Genomic DNA, 18935 nt, shown 5'->3' on the forward strand with positions numbered 1-18935 from the left:
ATCTCCAACTATGGGCGGAAAACCTGACAGCCCGAGACTGCCGGACCACTCCTGAGCCGACGCTGAGACCGGCTGAGAGCCCTCTCAGGCGCCGCTCCGCGCCATCGGCGAAATGGTCCACTATGGGGCAATGCGGGTTCTGGTGGTGGAGGACGAGCGGCGGATGGCGGAGGCGCTGCGCCGCGGGCTGCAGGCGGAGGGGTTCGCCGTCGACCTGGCGCACGACGGGAACGAGGGCCTTCACCTCGCCCGCGCCGGCGACTACGACGCGGTCGTACTCGACATCATGCTGCCGGGCCTGTCCGGCTACAACGTGTGCAAGCAGTTGCGCGCGGAGGAGAACTGGGTGCCGATCCTCATGCTGTCGGCCAAGGACGGCGAGTACGACATGGCCGACGGGCTCGACCTCGGCGCCGACGACTACCTCACCAAGCCGTTCTCCTACGTGGTGCTGGTCGCCCGCATCCGGGCGCTGCTGCGCCGCGGCGGCGGACGCAGGCCCGCGGTGCTGCGCGCGGGCGACCTGTCGCTCGACCCCGCGGTCCGGCTGGTCACCCGGGGCGACACCCCGATCGAACTGACGCCCCGGGAGTTCGCCCTGCTGGAGTACCTGATGCGGCGGCCGGGCGAGGTGGTGTCGAAGCCGGAGATCCTGGAGCACGTGTGGGACACCTACGACACCGATCCGAACGTGGTCGAGGTGTACGTCGGCTATCTCCGCCGGAAGATCGACGCGCCCTTCGGCCGCGCCGCCCTGCGGACGGTGCGGGGGGCCGGATACCGGCTCTCCGGCGACGGAGGCTGACCGTGCCCGATCCATCCGCGCACCCGCTCGCACCCGGCCCGTCCGCCGCGGCGACGCCGGCCACCACCAGGCCCGCGCGGCGCCGGGAATCAGAGCCCGCGCGGCCCGGCGCATCGGAGCCCGCTCGGCCCGGGGAACCGGGGCGGACGGGCGGCCCGGTCGTGTGGTGGCGGCGGCGGAGCCTGCGGTTCCGGCTCACCGCCACCGCGACCGCCGTGCTGGCGCTCGCCCTCGCCGTGTCGGCGTACGTGTTCGTCGTGGTGCTCGGCGAGTCCCTGATCCGGAACATCGACGACCAGGTCTACCAGCGAGGCCGCGAGATCGTCGCGTTGTCCGACGCCGGCCGGCTGCCCGACCCGGTGACCTCGGTGAACAACACGATCGTCCAGGTGCTCGGCCCGGACGGGCGGATCGTCGACGCCACGTCCGACACCGACCGCCTGGTCCCGCTGCTGCCGGCGCGGGCGCGGGAGTCGGCCGCGCGCACCGGCGCCCCCCAGTTCGTGAACGGCCGGCCGTACGCGCTGCCAGGGCCGCTGCGGGTGCGGGTGCTCAGCGCGGACCACGGCGTCACGGTGATCGTGGCGCGGTCGTTCACCGAGGTGGAGAGCAGTCTGGTGACCACCGGGCACGTGCTGCTGGTCGGGATGCCGCTCCTGCTCGCGCTGCTCGCGGCGGCCTCGTGGCTGGTCATCGGGCGCACGCTGCGGCCGATCACGCTGCTGCGGCGGGGCGCCGCCGCCGTGGGCGGCACGGCGCGATCCCGGCGGCTGCCGGTGCCCGAGGCGCGTGACGAGGTGCACGCGCTCGCCACGACCCTCAACGACATGCTCGGAAGGCTGGAGGAGGCCGAGGCCCGCCAGCGGGCGCTGGTCTCCGACGCCGCGCACGAGCTGCGCAGCCCGCTCGCGAGCATCCGGCTCCAGCTGGAGGTGGCGCTCAGCCATCCGGAGGGGCAGGACTGGACCGAGACGGCGGAGGGCGTGCTGGAGGACACCCTCCGGCTGTCCCGTCTCGCCGAGGACCTGCTCGCCCTGGCGCGGCTCGACGAGGGCCGGCTGAGCCGGCGGGAGCCGGTCGACCTCGGCGTCCTGGCCCGCCGCACCGCCGAGCGGTACGACCTCGGCCTCGATCTCGACCTCGGCTCCGACGCCGCGCCCGGCCCGGCGCCCGTGGTGCTCGGCGACGAGCTGGACCTGCGGCGGGTGCTCACCAACCTGGTCGACAACGCGCTGCGCCATGCGGCCTCGGCGGTCCGGCTCGGCGTGCGAACCGGAGGAGCCGCGGGAGCCGGCGTCGCCGAACTGACCGTCGCCGACGACGGGCCGGGCATCCCGCCCGAGGACCGGGAGCGGGTGTTCGACCGGTTCACCCGGCTCGACGACGCGCGCAGCCGCGACGACGGCGGCGCGGGGCTCGGTCTCGCGATCGTGCGCACCACGGTCGAGGCCCACGGCGGTACGGTCCACCTGGAGGACGCCTCCCCCGGACTGCGTGCCGTCGTGCGGCTCCCCCTGGCACGTTGAGACCGCCCGATAGGAGACCGATGCTTCCCGACCACGGCAGGCCCGCCGCCGAACTGCTCGCCGAACTCAGCTCGCTCAGGGCCGCCGACCTGCCGGTCCGCGGCGGCAAGGTGACGGCCTACGTCTACGACACCGGCCTGCCGGAGGTGCACGAGGCGGCGCACCGGGCGTACGCGGAGATGCTCGAGGTCAACATGCTCGACCCGACGGCCTTCCCCAGCATGGTCGCGCTGGAGCGGCAGGTGGTGGGGGCGGTCGCCGAGACGCTCGGACGGCCCGGCGCGCCCGGGATCTTCACCAGCGGCGGCACCGAGTCGATCATGCTGGCGGTGAAGGCGGCCCGGGACGCCCGCCCCGGCGCCACCCGGGTCGTGCTGCCCGTGACCGCCCACCCCGCGTTCCACAAGGCCGCGCACTACCTTGGCATGGAGATCGTGCCGGTGCCGGTGGATCCGGTCACCTACCGCGCCTCCGTCCCGGCGTTCGGGGACGCGCTGGACGAGCGCACGGCGCTGGCCGTGGTCTCGGCGCCGTCCTACCCCCAGGGCGTGGTCGATCCCGTCGGCGAGATCGCCGCGCTGGCCGCCTCGCGCGGCGTGCTGTGCCACGTGGACGCCTGCGTGGGCGGGTGGCTGCTGCCGTGGCTGCGCGAGGCGGGGGCCGCGATCCCGCCGTTCGACCTGGCCGTGCCCGGCGTCACCTCGATCTCCTGCGACCTGCACAAGTTCGGGTACGCGCCGAAGGGGGCGTCGGTGCTGCTCTTCCGCGACGCGGAGCTACGCCGCCGGGCCTACTTCGCCTCGGCGGCCTGGCCCGGATACACGATCGTCAACGCGACCGTGCAGAGCTCGCGCTCCGCGGGGCCGCTCGGCGGGGCCTGGGCCACCCTGGAGGCCCTCGGCCGGGAGGGCTACCGGGAGCTGGGCCGCCGGACGCTGGAGGCGACGAGGCGGCTGGCCGAGGGCGTGCGGAAGATCCCCGGCCTGCGGGTGCTGGGCGAGCCGGAGGCCGCGCTGGTCGCGATCGCCGGGTCGCCGGAGGTGGACGTGTTCGTGCTCGCCGACGAGGCGCGCAGGCGGGGCTGGTTCCTCCAGCCGCAGCTGTCGTACGCCGGGATCCCGGCCAACATCCACATCACGGTCACCGGCGTGACGCTGGCGGGGGTGGACGCGATGCTGGAAGTGATCGAGGAGGCGGCCGAGGCGGCCCGGCGGCGCGGGCCCGCCGAGGTGCCCGAGGGCCTGCCCGAGCTCATCGCGTCCCTCGATCTCGACGCGCTGGACGACGCCACGTTCGCCGAGCTGGCCGCGTCGGCGGGGATCGCCCTCGGCCTGCCGGCCGGGAACGGCCCGGCGGCGCAGCCCGGGACGGCGCCCGAGATGGCGCCCGAGATGGCGGTGGTGAACGCGATTCTCGACGCCTTGCCGGCGGCGACCCGTGAGGCGATCCTCCTCCGCTTCCTGTCCGTGACCTACTCCCCGCCCGCGTGACCGGAGTCGCCGGGCCCCTTCAGGGCTAAGCGACGCGGAACGGGCGGCTCAGGAGCGGGCGGCGGCGAGGCGGCGGACCACGGCGAGAGCCGTACGCGCGCTCGCGGCGTCGTGGACCCGGAAGACCCGCGCGCCCTGCAGCGCGGAGACCGCGAGCGTGGCCAGGGTGCCGGCGTGCCGTTCTTCGACCGGGAGCCCGCCCAGCGCCTCGCCCACGAAGTCCTTGTTGGAGACGGCGACGAGCACCGGCCAGCCCGTGGCGGTCATCTCGCCGAGCCTCCTGCTGACCTCCAGCGAGTGCCAGGTGTTCTTGCCGAAGTCGTGGGCGGGGTCGATGAGGATCGCGTCGCGGCGGACCCCCGCCGCGACCGCCCGCTCCGCGAGAGCCGTCGTGTATGCGATCACGTCGGCCACCACGTCGCCGTACGCGATGCGGTGCGGCCGGGTGCGCGGCTCCACCCGCCCGGCGTGCGCGCACACCAGGCCGACGCCGTACGCCGCCGCGACCTCCGCGAGGCCGGGGTCCACGCCGCCCCAGGTGTCGTTGAGCAGGTCGGCCCCCGCCTCCGCGACGACCTTGGCGACCTCCGACCGCCAGGTGTCGACGCTGATGATCACTTCGGGGTGCCGCTCGCGTACCGCCGCGACGACGTCGGCCACCCGGCGGATCTCCTCGGCCGGGTCGACGTCCGTGCCGGGACCCGCCTTGACGCCGCCGATGTCCACGATGTCCGCCCCGTCCGCGATGAGGCGGGAGGCGGCGTCCACGGCGGCGGAGAAGGCGTAGGTCGACCCCCTGTCGTAGAACGAGTCGGGAGTCCTGTTGACCACGGCCATCACCGCGAAGTCGCCGGGACCGAAGGCACGGCCGCGCAGGCGCAGTACGGATGGCGGGCCGGGCACCGCGGCGGGTTTCGGCGAGTTCGGCATCGCCGTCACCCTACTAAACCGGCTCCCCGGGTTCCGCTCCGGCGCCGGGCGGCGGAGGCGCGGTCCACGCGCCCTCTGTTCGGAAAGAGTGGAACGATCCAAACAAAGGAAGAGGCGCGGTCACGCCGCCGAGCCGCCCTCGGCCAGGGCGAGGAAGTCCTGCGCCATCGCGGGCAGCCGCCGCCGCGCGTGCACCACGGCGATGATCTTACGCAGCGACGGGTCGAGTGAGCGGACCACCAGCCCGGCCCTGACCGCCTGCTCGGCCATGCCCCGGTACCACAGCAGCGAGGCCCGGCCCTCCCGTACGGCGCGGAGCCAGCCGCGGCGTTCGTCGGACTCGACGGCCGGGATCGGGCGCACCCCGTGTGTGGCGAAGATCTGGTCGAACTCCCTGCGGCGCGGGCTGCCGGGAGCGGGCAGCACCAGCCGCATGCCGTTCAGCCGCGTCACGGGGAGGGGATCGGGCAGGTCGAGGCCGGGCGGGGAGATCAGCACGATCTCCTGGCGTTCCAGGGGATGGCTCACCAGGTCGGTGGGCACCGGAAGGTCGGTCAGGCCGAGGTCGGCACGCTGTTCGCGGACCGCGCTGACCACCGCCTCCCGGCCCTCGCACCGCACGATCTGCACTCGTATCCCGGGGTGCTCGGCGGCGTACGCGGGCAATAGGCGCCCGGCGAGGCCGGGCTCCAGGCTCGGAGTGGACGCGATCCGTAACTCGGCCCCGGAGGAGTGGCCCTGGGTCGCGAACGCCTCGATCTCGGCCACCGCGTCGAGGGCCTCGCGAGCCAGCTTCACGACCCGGCGGCCCTGGGCCGTCACGACGACCCCACGGCCGGAACGCGCGAAAAGCGTCATTCCGAGTTCACGTTCCAGGTCGCGAATCGCGCGCGACAGAGCGGGCTGCGCGATATAGAGCGATCGGGCGGCATCGGTCATGGTGCGGTGCTCCGCAGTGGCGACCACGTAACGGAGCTGCTGCAGATTCATGCCAAAAACGCTAGGGCAGACGAGCCCGGCGATTCCGGAACATCGCAGAGATCACGTCGGCCGATTACGGATTGTGCCCGGTATCTGCTACATCCGTGATGGATGAGAAACGAGTATCCTTCTGCCCCAAATCCACGAAGGGGGCAAAGTCGTGGCGCAGCAGTACCCTCCCCAGCAGCCGCCCGGGGGGTCTTCTCCCTATTCAGGGCCGCCTTCGGGCCCGCCATCAGGGTCGCAACCGGAGGAATCGGCCGGTTGGACCCCCGGACCGGAATCCGGGGCACAAATCGGCGCGGCTTACCCGAACGGGGGTTGGACCGGGCCAACCGGAACGGGCGATTGGGACGGCCCGCAGCCCTACGGCATTCCCTTTCCGGAAAGCGGACGGCATCCGGAAGGCGGACAGGGCAACGGCATTCCCTATCCGGAAGGCGGACGGCATCAGGGCGTCGCCTATCCGCCGGGTGCCCATCCTCCGCCCGGCCCGTACGGCGGCCACCCGCAGGCCGCCCCATACGGCGGCCCGCCCCAGGGCGCCCCCTATCCACCCGTTCCGCAGCCCCCGGCCTCCGGCGGGTTTCCTCAGAACGGTTCTTTCCCGGCGCCTCCGCGGAACCCGGCCGCGTACGCCCCCGGGCGGAACCCACAGGACCCGGCCGCGCACCCTTACGGCCAGGATCGGCAGGACCCGGCCGCGCACGCTTACGGTCAGGGTCGGCAGCCCTATGGGAACCCGCCCCCCATGCCGTCGTACCCGCAATCCCCGGCAGCACCGCCGCCGTCACCGCCGCAGAGCGCGGGCCACCATTTAGAGGGCCTGCCCCAGGGAACGCAGCCCCATGGAGCGCAGTCCCAGGGACAGCCCTACTACCCGGCGCCTCAGGGCGCGCCCTACCCAGCACCTGAGGGCGCGCCGTTCCAGGGAGCACCGCAGGCAGCGGCGTTCCCGGCCGCACCGCCGCAGGGACAACCGTTCCACGGGGCGCCGCCGCAACAAGCACCCTTCCAGGGGGCGCCGCCGCCCCAAGGAGCGCCCTTCCAGGCGGCATCACCCCAAGGAGCACCCTTTCAGGGGGCGCCGCAGCACGCGCCGTTCCCGGCGGCTCCGCCTCAGCAGGCACCCCCGCCTCCGCCGGGACCGCAATGGGCGCCGCAACCTCCGCCGCCTCCGCGCGGGCCCGCCGCCCCCTACCCGCCGCCCGCGTGGCGGCCGCCCCGTCGCCGGTCGTCCGGGGGAGCGGTGATCGTCGCGCTGATGGGCATGCTCGCGCTCGTGTTCGTGCTGGTCGTGGTCGCGAGCGCGATGGCGCGCGTCTCCCGCGCCGAGGACCCGGTCTCCCCGATCGCGCTGCCCACCTACAGCCTTCCCCCGCTCCCTTCGCGGGGGCCCCGGGAGGACGACACCGCGGCGCCGGCCAGGCCGTCCGCCAGGCCGACGTCCCAGGCCACGAGGCGTCCGACGACGCCCACGCTGAACCGTACGGCCAAGAGCAACAGTCTCTACCGCGCCGGTTCGCCGGCCAGGACGAACTGCCCGGCCGGCAACGCCAGCATCTACAACCACGCCCAGTTCAAGGCCCTGATCCTGAAGACGGGAAGGTGCATGGGCAACGCCTGGGCGCCGGCGCTCACCCGGGCGGGCATCCCCTGGACTCCCCCGCATTACATGATCGCGGCCCGGAAGGGCAGGGGCGCCTGCGGCGACTACCCCTCTCCGGGCAGCAACGTGCCCTACTACTGCCCGAGCAACAGCACGATCTACGCGTCCACCTCGGCGATGGCCCGGGAGTACGGCCCGCTCGGCTCCTGGAACGGGATCATCATCAGCATGATGGCCCACGAGTACGGACATCACCTCCAGAACGTGTCGGGCATCTCCGACTCCTGGTGGCAGCAGACGGTCAACTCGAGCTCCCGCAGCGGCAGGATGGCCCTCAGCCGGCGGCACGAACTGCAGGCGACCTGTTTCGGCGGCATGTTCATGCGCTCGGTCGCCGCGACCTATCCCATCGACGGCACCCGGCGCAACACGCTCCTGTGGGCCTACAGCCATCTGGGCGACCCGCCGGGAGGGCCGCGCGACCACGGGAACACGCGCAGCAACGCCGCCTGGTTCCGCCAGGGCTACACCCGGCCGATGGCCTACCAGTGCAACACCTGGGTAGTCGGCTCCGCGTCCGTCTCCTGACGGTCGACCCCGACTCCTATCTCCAGGTTTACGTCTACCTTGTCCGGATATGGTGGTTAGAATCCCTAGCCAAGCCACGGAGGAAAGAGCGGTGAGCCATGCGCGGCGGGGGTCCCGCTGACGCGGCCGGGGGTTCCCGGAAGCGTCGGCGCGAAGGTCAGCGTGGCGGGAACGGGGAGCGCGGCAAAACCCCCGGCCCGCCGCCTTCACGCGACGAGGCCACCGGCTCGTCGCGACGGCGCGAGGACTCCCCCGGCCCCTCGCGAGCGCGTGCCGAGGCCTCCGGCTCCTCTGCCACCCCCGGCCCCTCGCCGGCACCCGGCGAAGCCCCTCACGGCTCCCCCGGGGCAGCGCACGAGGATCTTCACGACGCGACCATCCCGAGAAGACTCCGGAACGAGGCCTTCCCAGGCTCCCCGCCGGGCCCTCCGTCAGGCTCCCAGGCGGCTCGGGCGGAGTCCCGGGACGACACGGTGCCAGGGACCCGGGACGAGTCGTCCGGAAGCCCACAGGCCCCGGCAGAGCCCAGAGCTCCCAGAGCCTACGGAGCCCCCGGAGGTTCCCACCCGGCCCCGAGGCCGCGCGGCGGAGCGCCGCGCTTCGGGCCGCCGCTGACCCCCGCCTCCCTCATCGGCTGGACCGCGCTCTCGGCCCTCGTACCCGGCGCGGCCCACCTGCGGGCGGGCAAGCGCCGGACCGGGATCGCCCTGCTCGTGACGTTCGGCGCCGCCCTGGCCGCCCTGGCGGTCGTGGCCTGGCGGCTGGTGGGGAACGCGGGCGCGGTGGTGCGCCCCAGCACGCTCACCGCCATCATGGTGGGCGCGGCCGTCTGCGCGCTCGCCTGGTTCGCGCTGGTGGTCCTGTCCTTCGTGGCGCTCCGCCCGCAGCGGCTGTCGCAGACCGGGCAGGTGGTGGCGGGGATCGTCGCCGGCGTGCTGTGCGTGTCGGTGATGGCGCCGTTCGCGGTCACCGCGGGCTACATCAGGACCGCGAGCCAGACCCTCGACGCGGTGATGGCCCCGGTCGAGGGCACGACCCCCTCCCCCATCCGGGCCGAGGACCCCTGGGACGGCCGCAAGCGCGTCAACTTCCTGCTGGTCGGCGGGGACGCCGCGGGCAACCGGGTCGGGGTGCGCACCGACTCGATGACCGTGGCGAGCGTGAACGTCGCGACCGGCAACACCGTCCTGTTCAGCCTGCCGCGCAACCTGCAGTACGTCCGCTTCCCCGCGAGCAGTCCCCTGCACAAGGTGTTCCCCGACGGCTTCAACATCGAAGGAGAGGGCCTGCTCAACTCGGTCTGGTACTACGCCGACAACAACCCGCAGGTCATGGGGGGCAAGAACCGGGGCGCGCAGGCGCTGAAGGACGCCATCGGCTACACGCTCGGCCTGCACATCGACTACTACGCGATGGTCGACATGTTCGGCTTCGCGGCCATGATCGACGCCCTGGGCGGCCTCGACATCCGGGTCGAGCGGGACATCAAGTGGGGCGGCCACTTCGGCACGGCCGGGACCATCAGGGCCGGCTACCGGAGGCTGAGCGGCGAGGAGGTGCTCTGGTACGGCCGTTCCCGGGTCGACAGCGACGACTTCGCCCGGATGTCCCGCCAGCGGTGCGTCATCGGCGCGCTCGCCCAGCAGGCGACCCCGTCCAAGGTCCTCGCGAACTTCACCAGGATCGCCGCCGCGGCCCGCCACATGTTCCGCACCGACATCCCCCGCGACCTGCTGGAGCACCTCGTGCCGCTCGGCATGAAGGTGCGCAGCGCCAAGATCACCAGCCTCCAGTTCGTGCCGCCGCTCATTCACACCGGCAACCCGGACTGGGACAAGATCAGGGAGCTCACGAAGAAGGCGATCCGCGAGTCCATGGCCGACCAGGTTCCCATCGCGGCGACGGCCTCCCCCATGGTCACCGCCGGCACCTCCGGCACGGCCTCCGCGTCCGCCTCCGGTTCGCCCGGCGCGTCCCCCTCGTCCGCCGTCTCGTCCACCCCGTCGCCGTCCCGTACGCCGATCGTGGCCGACGCGGGCGGCAGGAAGACCCCCACCCCGAACGACAAGGCCGCCAAGACCCTCGCGGAGCTGTGCGGCTTCTGACCGCGCCGCTGAGGATTTCCCGCGAAGCCGTGGACGGCGCCGACGGTATACAGCAGGGTTGTCACGTAACGTATCCACCCCGTCACGAAGTGGAACCGTCGTGCGCGTACTCATCCAGTTGCGTCCGTCCCCCGATGTGGTCGCCGCCGTCGCCGACCCGTCGGTCCCGTCCTCGGCCTCCGACGTGGCCGACGATCTGCCCGGGATCGTCATCGACCACTCGTACGCCCCGGTGGCCGTGCCCCATCCGATGCCCGCGGTCCCCGGCGGGGACCCGCTGTCGCTCAACCAGCCGCTGATCTTCTCCATGGCGCCGCAGGACGCCTCCGTCGTGGTCCGCGGGGAGATCGCCGACGACGAGCTGACCAGCAGGATCGCACTGCTGCCCGCGACCCGCCGCGACGTGGTCGCGGTGTACGCCGACCCGGCCATCGAGACCACGCTCACCTGCGCCGGCGACCCTCCCGTGGGCGACTGGCATGACGTCGAGCGGCTGCTGTGCCTGCCCGATCTCGCGGCCGAGGGCCTGGACGGCTCCGGCGTCCCCCTCGCGGTCATCGACACGGGCATCAACGCGGCGTACGTCTCCGCGGCGCGCGGCCGGGAGGTCACCGTCGATCACGAACGCAGCTGGAACCCCAAGAGCGTCTCCGGAACGCCGGGGGACTTCGCGGTCGACCACGGTTCGATGTGCGCCTTCGACGCGCTCATCGCCGCGCCGAAGGCGTCTCTCGTCGACGTGCCCGTGCTGCTGTCGCGGCGGCAGGGCGGTTCGACGCTCGACGGCCTGCTGTCCGACGCGATCGCCGCGTACGCGCACCTGCGCGAGGTCCTCGACGCCCAGCCGGCCGAGTCCCGGGCGCTCGTCGTGACCAACAGCTGGGGGTCGTTCTCGCCGCGCTGGGACTTCCCGCCCGGCCATCCCGGCAACTACTCCGACAACCCCGCCCATCCGTTCAACCTGATCGTGGGCAGCCTGGCCGAGGCGGGGGCGGACATCCTGTTCGCCGCGGGCAACTGCGGCACCCAGTGCCGCGACAGCAGGTGCGCCTACCCGGACCGGCCCATCGTCGGGGCCAACTCCCACCCGCGCGCCCTGTCCATCGGCGGGATCGACACGGGCGGGACGCGCGTCGGCTACTCCTCCCAGGGCCCCGGGCGGCTGGCCGCGCGCAAGCCGGATCTGTGCGCCTACACCCACTTCACCGGTTCCCGCGCGCTCGGCGACACCGAGCCCGACTCCGGTACCTCGGCGGCCTGCCCTGTCGCGGCGGGGCTGGTCGCCGCCGTCCGCACCCGGTGGCCGTCGTCCACGCTCTCACCGGCCCAGCTCAGGACCCTGCTGCGGCGGACGGCCGACGACCGCAGTGCCGTAGGGTATGACCACGACTACGGGTACGGCGTGGTCGACGCCGCCGGCGTCATCGCCGCGCTGCGCCGCCGGGCGGCCAAGGCCGCCTGAGAGCCGCCGCGTGGCCCGGCCGGGCGGCGTCGTACACGACAGGGGAAGGCGGACCCGTGGCCGATGTGCTGATCACCGTGCGACTGCCCGCACCCGCGACCCTGGAGTCGGCCATGCGGCATCTCGACCTCGCCGAGGACGAGGTCGACACCGCGTACGGGCTGGTGCCGGTCGACCCCCGCAGGAACCTGTACGTCCTGCGGGTGACGGAGAGCGCGGGACGGCGCGTGGGCGACACCGGCGCCGGACCGCGCGGCGGGGACCGTCCGCGTGCGGACGGCGGGCCGTACTCCGATCCGCCGATCGAGCCGTACGGCCCGCCGCGATGACCGGCACCGTCTGGATCGTGTCGGGGCCGCCGGGGGCGGGCAAGTCGACGGTCTGCGATCTGCTGCTGGCCCGCCTCGACCCGGTCCCCGCCCTGCTCGACAAGGACACGATGTACGGCGGCTTCGTCGGGGCGACCCTCGCCGCGTACGGCAGGCCGCCGGGCGAGCGCGAAGGACCGTGGTACGACGAGCACGTCAAGCGGTTCGAGTACGACGGCATGACGGCGACCGCCCGGGAGATCCGGTCCCACGGCTGCCCGGTCATGCTGGGCGGTCCGTTCACCTCCCAGGTGCACGACGCGGCGCGCTGGCACGCGTGGGTGGGGGCCCTGGGCGGCCCGGAGGTGCGCCTTCTCTGGATCCGCTCCGACGGCCCCACGCTGCGCGAGCGGCTGGTGCGCCGGGGCCTCGCCAGGGACGGGCAGAAGCTGGAGAGGTTCGCCGACTACCTGCGTGCCATCCGGGTCGACGAACCGCCCGCCGTGCCGTACGACGAGATCGACAACCGCCTCGGCGCGCCCCCGCTGGAGGCCCAGATCGACCGGCTCCTGGTGAGCAGGTAAGCGGCGTCCTCACCCGTTCCCGAGCGACGCTCCCGGGTGCCGGCGGTGCGTCACGTGTCAGCGGTGATCGTTCCGGGGACGGCTTGGAACGCCTGGATCACGAGCGCGGCGAAGCGCCTGGACGCCGCGATCCGGACGGCCGCCGACGTCGCGTGGATGCCCCGGTGGGCGGAGAGCATGAGGATCAGGTCGTCCAGGACGAAGTCGGCGCGCAGGTGACCGGTCTCCTTGGCGCGGCGGGCGAGTCCGGCGATCGCGTTCAGCGTGCGTTCACGGCCCGCCGCGAGATCCACCTGACCGGGATAGGCCGCCATGAAGGCGTCCGTGAAGCCTCGGTTGCGTGCGTGCAGGTCACAGATCTTCTCGACGACGAGGCGGAAGCCGCGCCACGCGTCCGGGTCGGCGCTCCCCTCGTCGACGATGGCGTGGCAGGCGCGCATCTCGTCCTCGAATGCCTCGGTGACCAGCGTCTGCTTCGTCGGGAAACGGCGATACAGGGTGGCGGGGCCGACTCCGGCGCGCCGGGCGATTGCCCGCATCGGGACGTCCAGGCCTTCGGCGGCGAACAGCGCGCGAGCCGCGCCGAGGATGCGCTCACGGTTGTCCAGGGCGTCGGAACGCAGGATGTGAGGCGGAGGGTCGGTCACCGCTCTCACTTTAGTCAAGTGGACGGTGGCGTCCGTTACGGTCCGAGAGCACGGACGCCGCCGCGCGTCGTGGAGCATTCCCAGCATCCGGCCGGTACCGGCCCATCCCAGAAGGTGGAGACGACAGTGTTGGCAGTCGCGATCCGGGAGTTCGGAAGTCCAGAAGGCCTGGCGCTCATCGACCAGACGGCCCCGGCTCCCGCCGCCGGGCAGGTGCTGATCGCCACGGAGGCGATCGGCGTCGGCGGCGTCGACGCCCTGATCCGGAGTGGCGCCCTGGCCGCCTACGGCTTCGAGAAGGGCCACATCCCCGGCAGTGAGGTGGCGGGCGCCGTGATCGCCGTGGGCGACGACGTCGACGCCTCGTGGATCGGCCGGCGGGTGTGGGCGTTCACCGGGCTGGGCGGCGGCTACGCCGAACAGGCGATCGCCTCGGTCGAGGAGATCGTCCCCCTCCCCGCCGGCCTGTCCGCCGTCGACGCGGTGACGCTCGGCAGCTCCGGAGTGGTGGCCCACTTCGGCCTCTCCCATGCCCGCTTCGCGCCCGGCGAGTCGGTGCTGGTGCGCGGCGCGGCCGGCAGCATCGGGATCGCGACGGTCCAGCTCGCGGCGCGCGGCGGCGCCGGCGCGGTGGCGGTCACGACCTCGTCGCTCCAGCGCGGCGAGCGCCTGCGCGCGCTCGGCGCGACCCACGTGCTGGACCGCTCCGGCGACGGCGGCAGACACGCTGCTCCCGCCGGCTACGACGTCGTCGTCGACGTCGTGGCCGGCCCGGACCTGCCCTCCTTCCTCGCCATGCTCAACCCGAACGGCCGCATGGTCGTCGTCGGCGCCGTCGGAGGGCAGCCGCCCGCGGACTTCGGCACGACGATGATGGCGGCGTTCCGGAAGTCGACGTCCTTCGCCACCTTCAGCGCCGACACCGTGGCCGCACCCGAGCGGCGGGCCGTGCGGACCGGGCAGTTCGCCGCCGCGAGCCGCGGCGAGCTGCGCACGGTGGTGCACGAGGTGCTGCCGCTCGAACAGGCCGTTTCGGCGCACTACAAGATGGACGCCGGCGAGGTGTTCGGCAGGATCGTCCTCACCCCGTAGTCCTCACCGTGAAGTCCTCGCGTCGCAGGTCACACGATCTCGTGGCCGTACGCGACGGCGAGGGGCCCCAGGTCGGGGACGCCGAAGACCGCGCGCATCGACGCGAACACCTCGGCCTTGTCCTCGCCGTACCGGCGGACATGGGCCGCGTAGGCGTCGGCGGTGACGAATCTCGGCGGGACGGTCTTGCTGTGGAACTTGTCCGCGAACATCACGAGCTCTTCCTCGGCCGACTCCGCGAGGTAGTCGCGGGGCGGCAGCGGCAGCCCCTGTCGCAGCACGTCCTCCCGGCTGATCCCCACACCGGTGTGATGGGAGCAGAACCGGCACAGGCTCTCGGGCAGGCCCTCCGCGCGGAGCAGTTCGTGACCGAGGATCCCGTGGCGCACGTAACCCGCGTGGTCGAGCCGTCCGTCCCCGTCGTAGAGCCGGTAGACGCCGATGTCGTGCAGGAGGCTTCCGGCCCGCACCAGCTCGGCGTCGACGTCGAGCCCGGCGCGGCCGGCCAGTCGCAGGGCGATCGCGCAGACGATCTCGCAGTGCGTGTGGACGAGGTCGAACGCCTCCTCCGAGGGCGCGTGTCTCTCGTGCAGCGCACGGATCTCAGCGTCCGTCGGAAGCCGCATGCGCGGAGTCTAGCAACCGACGATCATGAGCCCTGAAACCCCTCCTCAGGAGGGGACGCGGTCGGTGATGGCCTGACGCAGGCCCTGGATCTCCGCGCGCAGGGCGGCCATCTCGGCCAGCACCTCGACGTCCTCCCGGCGCTCGGCCCTACGTTCCTCCTGGCTCTCCTCCTCCATCGCGCTGACCACGACCGCGATGAAGAGGTTGAGCACGACGAAGGTGCAGACCAGCACGAACACCACGAAGTAGACCCAGGCCGAGGGGTGAGTGTCCATGACCTCGCGGTTGATGTCCGACCAGCCGTCCCCGGTCATGACCTGGAACAGGGTGAACAGCGAGGTCGGCAGATCGCCGAAGTATTCGGGTGCGGAGGCGCCGTACAGCTTGGTGCCCATGACCGCGGCGACGTACAGCACGAGGCCGAGCAGGACCACGATCGAGGTCATCCCGGGGATGGCGGTGAGCAGCGCGGAGACCACCCGCCGCAGCGACGGCACCACCGAGATCAGCCGCAGCGCCCGCAGCACGCGCAGGGCCCGGAGCACCGACAGCCCGCCCGCGGTGGGAAGGAACGAGACGCCGATGATCAGCGTGTCGAAGACGTTCCAGGGGTCGCGGAGGAAGCGCCACCGGTAGACGTAGGCCTTGGCGAGGATCTCCGCGACGAAGACGTAGAGCGCGGCGTGGTCGGCGACGTGCAGGGCCGTGCCGTAGCGGGCGACCGCCTCGGCAGAGGTCTCGACGCCCAGCGTGGCCGCGTTGATCAGGATCACCACGGTGATCGCCTGCTGGAACCGCGGCGACTCGATCACCCGGCGGACACGTTCACGCACGAAGGACTCCTGGGGGAGGGAAGATCGCCACAGAGCCTAGTGCCACCGGCCGACATCTCCGTCTCCGCGCGGCACGCCCGGGCCGGGACGCTTTCGTGGTCACGTCCCGGTGCCGGTGCGCGGCGTACGGAAGGGCTCGACGGCCACGATGAAGGTCACGTCCACGCATCGTGGACGGCGGAAAGGACGGAGACGGATGACCCGTCGCGGAGCCCTGATCCTGGCCGCCGTGCTGCCCCTCGGCGCGTGCGCCGCCCCGGCGATCGACGCGGTCCCGCACAGACCCGCCGCCCGTGCGGCACAGGCGGCCGTGGAACCAGGCGACGGCTCATTGGATCTCGTCACCTGCGCGGGGCGACACGCCAGACGGTGTCGCCGGCGTCGTCGGCGACCAGGAGGCCTCCGGCCTTGTCGAGGACGACTCCGACGGGGCGTCCATACGTCGTGCTGTCGCCGGGGTCGGGCTTGAAGCCGGTGAGGAAGTCCTGCGGCCTGCCGCTGGGCATGCCATGGGCGAACGGCACGTAGACGACCTTGTATCCGACGGGGTCGCCGCGGTTCCAGGACCCGTGCTCACCGATGAACGCGCCGCCCCGGTAGGCCGGGGGAAACGCGGTCCCCGTGGAGAAGGCGAGCCCCAGGGGGGCGGTATGGGCACCCAGTGAGTAGTCCGGTCGCGACGCCCTGGCGACCAGGTCCGGGCGTACGGGCGTGACCCGGTCGTCGACGTGGTGCCCCCAGTAGCTCCACGGCCAGCCGTAGAAGTCGCCGTCGCGGACTCTCGTCAGGTAGTCCGGGGACACGTCGTCGCCGAGGACGTCGCGTTCGTTGACGACCGCCCAGAGTGTCCCGGTGGCCGGTTCGAGGCCGAGACCGTTGGGGTTCCTGATCCCGGACGCGTAGACGCGTGCGCCGCCTCCGCCGGGATCGACCTGGAGCACGGCGGCGCGGCCGCGCTCGGCCTCCAGGCCGTGTTCGCCCGCGTTGCTCCCCGACCCGACCGTGACGTAGAGCTTGGAGCCGTCTGCGGCGGCGAACAGGTTGCGGGTCCAGTGGTTGTTGTATCCGCCGGCCGGCAGATCGAGGATCTTCTCTCCCGGAGCGGTGATCCGGGTGTCGCCGAGCCTGTACGGGAAGCGCCACACGCCGTCGGTGTTGGCGACGTAGAACACGGCCTCGGTGCCCGGGGGAGCGTCAGGTTCGACCGCGTACGGCGGCGCCGCCCTCAGCAGGGCCATGCCGAACGGCTGGTTGAGGTGGTCGAGGAACGTGCCGCGGAAGTCGGCGACGCCGTCGCCGTCGGTGTCCCGCAGCAAGGTGATCCGGTTCGCGCTCCGTTCCCGCGTCGCGCCGTCGTTGCGGCGCAACCAGGACAGCACGCCCATCACGATCGACTCGGCGGGCTTCGGCGAGGTGGCGGATTCGGCGACGAGCACGTCGCCGCCGGGAAGCAGGTAGAGCCAGCGAGGGTGATCCAGCCCGCCCGCGAACCGGGTGACGGTGAAACCTTCGGGCGCGGTGGGCGTCACGCCGGCGGGCCAGCCCACGACGTCGGGCGCCTCGACCTTCGGGATGGGGAACGTGTCCGGCTCCTCGAACCGGGGATCCGCCCCGAGGCGCGCCTCCGTCTGAGGCGGGCCGCCCCGTCGGACGGCGGCGAAGACCCCCACCATCGCGAGGACGGCGAGCAGGACCAGCGCGAGGAGGGCGCGGACCGCGATCCGCGCCGACCGGCGGCGCCTCACCTCCGGGGACATCTCGCACCTCCCGGCGACGGCGGGGAGATCGGCGAGGACGTACGGCCCGGCGGCCGGCGAAGTGGCTGACCCGGAGGATCCGCGTGTTCCACGGCATGACCTTTCGACGGCGGTCTCACGACGACTCCCACCGTGGTGGATCAGGGGGGTGCGCGGACTCCGTCCATGGGTGCGTCATGGTGACCGCCCGGCCCGGCCGGTCTCGCCTGCTGGGTCAGCCGGACGGGCCACCTGGCGGAGTCGTACCGGCCGTTCGGAGGAGCCGGGCCCGGCATGCCGGCGGAAGCGTCCGAGATCGGCGCGCGCCGGGGCTCAGCGGGTGGCGGAGTCAGCGGGCGGCGGCGTCGACGGCCTGGGCGGACAGCACGTGGTCGAGGACCATGAGGGCGCAGCCGGTGATCCCGGCGCCCGGCCCGAGGCGGCCGCGCTCGATGCGCAGGCTGCGGGTGGCGAGCTGGGTGGAACGCCGGTAGACGATCTCGCGTACGCCCGACACCAGCGGCTGGAACATCTCGGCGACGTCGCCGCCGAGGACCACGACGGCGGGGTTGAGCAGGTTGACCGCACCGGAGATGACCTCGCCCAGCCAGCGGCCCGCCTGCCGTACGACGGCCATGGTCTCGGCGTCGCCGGCCCGCACCAGGGCGGTCACGTCGGCGAGGGACGCGACGTCGCGGCCCTTGGCGCGCAGGTCGCGCAGGATCGCGGTGCCGCTGGCCACCGAGTCGACACAGTCGAGGTTGCCGCAGCGGCACAGCACGCCGCCGCCGTCCCGCACCGGGATGTGCCCGATCTCTCCGGCCGCGCCGAGCGCGCCGCGCAGGATGCCGCCGCCGGAGATCACTCCCGCGCCGATCCGGGTGGAGACCTTGACGAACAACAGGTCGTCGAGCTCGGCGGCGTAGACGCTCCGGTGCTCGCCCATCGCGATGACGTTCACGTCGTTGTCGACGAGCACGGGCACGCCGAACCGCTCGGCGATGACGGGCGGGATCACCACGCCGGTCCAGCTCGCCATGACGCGGGCGCTTTCGACCCGTCCCGCCGCGAACTCCACGGTGGCCGGGACGCCGAGGCCGATGCCGGCCACGTCGCCGCGGCCGTCCAGCAGCTTCTCCCAGGTGTCCATGAGCAGGGGAAGCACGACGCCGGGGCCCTCCTCGACGTCGATGTCGATGTCGGTGCGGTGCTGCACCTCCCCCGCGAGGTCGCAGATCGCGATCTGGGTGCGGCGGGCGCCGAGCGAGGCCACCGGGACGACTCCCCCACCGGCGTGGAACCGCAGCCGCATGGGCGGGCGGCCGCCGGTGGACGGCCCCTCGGCGTCCTCCACGATCAGCCCGCGCTGGAGCAGGTCGGAGACGCGGTGCGCGACGGCCGGCCGGGACAGGCCGGTCACGCGGCCGATGTCGGCGCGCGTCACCGCCTCCCCGCTGCGGATGAGCTGGAGGACTTCACCAGGAGTGGCTAAACGTGACATCAAGCAGAAGTGAAGCACACGCGCTCACCGAAGTTCAATGACTTATTCATTTCGAGTTACAAAACTAGGCTTGATAACTGGCATAACTACCCGATACTGTCCCTCCTGTGC

The 18935-nt window shown here is 72.8% G+C and carries 16 protein-coding genes; 9 read left to right on the forward strand and 7 right to left on the reverse strand.

Going from position 1 to position 18935, the window contains the following annotated elements; all coding sequences use genetic code 11:
• The first annotated feature begins 130 nt into the window (after positions 1-130).
• From HHX37_RS25365 to HHX37_RS25375, 3 genes are read left to right on the forward strand one after another with little or no spacing between them, the layout of a single operon-like run.
• Positions 131-805 (forward strand): response regulator transcription factor, encoded by a 675-nt coding sequence (locus HHX37_RS25365; RefSeq protein WP_111697230.1) that lies wholly within the window; start codon positions 131-133, stop codon positions 803-805.
• 2 nt (positions 806-807) lie between these two features.
• Positions 808-2331 (forward strand): ATP-binding protein, encoded by a 1524-nt coding sequence (locus HHX37_RS25370; RefSeq protein ID WP_182887018.1) that lies wholly within the window; start codon positions 808-810, stop codon positions 2329-2331.
• 20 nt (positions 2332-2351) lie between these two features.
• On the forward strand, positions 2352-3821 hold the full coding sequence (locus HHX37_RS25375; protein WP_182887019.1) for a pyridoxal phosphate-dependent decarboxylase family protein: 1470 nt from the start codon (positions 2352-2354) through the stop codon (positions 3819-3821).
• 48 nt (positions 3822-3869) lie between these two features.
• Here HHX37_RS25375 and folP read toward each other — a convergent pair whose 3' ends face one another.
• Complete coding sequence (gene folP / locus HHX37_RS25380; protein WP_111697265.1) at positions 3870-4751, reverse strand: dihydropteroate synthase; 882 nt, start codon at positions 4749-4751, stop codon at positions 3870-3872.
• Positions 4752-4871: 120 nt separating this feature from the next.
• Positions 4872-5741 (reverse strand): LysR family transcriptional regulator, encoded by an 870-nt coding sequence (locus HHX37_RS25385; protein WP_111697233.1) that lies wholly within the window; start codon positions 5739-5741, stop codon positions 4872-4874.
• Positions 5742-6981: 1240 nt separating this feature from the next.
• On the opposite strand from HHX37_RS25385, the gene HHX37_RS37120 reads away from it, so the two are divergent.
• From HHX37_RS37120 to HHX37_RS25410, 5 genes are all read left to right on the forward strand, one after another.
• Positions 6982-7929, forward strand: a complete 948-nt coding sequence (locus tag HHX37_RS37120; RefSeq protein WP_310740520.1) for a neutral zinc metallopeptidase — start codon at positions 6982-6984, stop codon at positions 7927-7929.
• Between the two features lie 473 nt (positions 7930-8402).
• Positions 8403-10034 carry an LCP family protein gene (locus HHX37_RS37920; RefSeq protein ID WP_310740521.1) on the forward strand — a complete coding sequence of 544 codons (1632 nt, stop codon included), beginning with the start codon at positions 8403-8405 and terminating at the stop codon, positions 10032-10034.
• Between the two features lie 100 nt (positions 10035-10134).
• Positions 10135-11496: a S8 family peptidase gene (locus HHX37_RS25400; RefSeq protein WP_182880492.1), complete on the forward strand. Its 1362-nt coding sequence runs from the start codon at positions 10135-10137 to the stop codon at positions 11494-11496.
• A gap of 56 nt (positions 11497-11552) precedes the next feature.
• Entirely contained in the window at positions 11553-11825 is a 273-nt protein-coding gene (locus HHX37_RS25405) for a hypothetical protein (protein WP_307801173.1), read from the forward strand.
• Positions 11822-12388 (forward strand): AAA family ATPase, encoded by a 567-nt coding sequence (locus HHX37_RS25410; protein WP_182887022.1) that lies wholly within the window; start codon positions 11822-11824, stop codon positions 12386-12388. Before HHX37_RS25405 ends, HHX37_RS25410 begins: the two co-directional genes overlap by 4 nt.
• Before the next feature lie 50 nt (positions 12389-12438).
• Here the strand turns inward: HHX37_RS25410 and HHX37_RS25415 are convergent, their stop codons facing one another.
• Positions 12439-13035: a helix-turn-helix domain-containing protein gene (locus tag HHX37_RS25415; protein ID WP_310740523.1), complete on the reverse strand. Its 597-nt coding sequence runs from the start codon at positions 13033-13035 to the stop codon at positions 12439-12441.
• Between the two features lie 126 nt (positions 13036-13161).
• Here HHX37_RS25415 and HHX37_RS25420 point away from each other — a divergent pair, with 126 nt between their 5' ends.
• Positions 13162-14127 (forward strand): zinc-binding dehydrogenase, encoded by a 966-nt coding sequence (locus HHX37_RS25420; RefSeq protein WP_182887067.1) that lies wholly within the window; start codon positions 13162-13164, stop codon positions 14125-14127.
• A gap of 29 nt (positions 14128-14156) precedes the next feature.
• Here the strand turns inward: HHX37_RS25420 and HHX37_RS25425 are convergent, their stop codons facing one another.
• The 4 genes from HHX37_RS25425 to HHX37_RS25440 form a co-directional block, all read right to left on the reverse strand.
• The gene (locus HHX37_RS25425) at positions 14157-14753 is read right to left on the reverse strand and encodes an HD domain-containing protein (protein ID WP_182887023.1); all 597 of its coding nucleotides are present in this window, start codon (positions 14751-14753) and stop codon (positions 14157-14159) included.
• Between the two features lie 45 nt (positions 14754-14798).
• Positions 14799-15587 (reverse strand): ion transporter, encoded by a 789-nt coding sequence (locus HHX37_RS25430; protein WP_182880496.1) that lies wholly within the window; start codon positions 15585-15587, stop codon positions 14799-14801.
• A 341-nt stretch (positions 15588-15928) separates the two neighbouring features.
• Complete coding sequence (locus HHX37_RS25435; RefSeq protein WP_220503115.1) at positions 15929-17344, reverse strand: PQQ-dependent sugar dehydrogenase; 1416 nt, start codon at positions 17342-17344, stop codon at positions 15929-15931.
• Positions 17345-17672: 328 nt separating this feature from the next.
• Positions 17673-18824, reverse strand: a complete 1152-nt coding sequence (locus HHX37_RS25440; RefSeq protein WP_182887024.1) for an ROK family transcriptional regulator — start codon at positions 18822-18824, stop codon at positions 17673-17675.
• Positions 18825-18935: the final 111 nt, after the last annotated feature.

The organism is Microbispora sp. H10885 (assembly GCF_014161415.1).
GTDB lineage: Bacteria > Actinomycetota > Actinomycetes > Streptosporangiales > Streptosporangiaceae > Microbispora > Microbispora triticiradicis.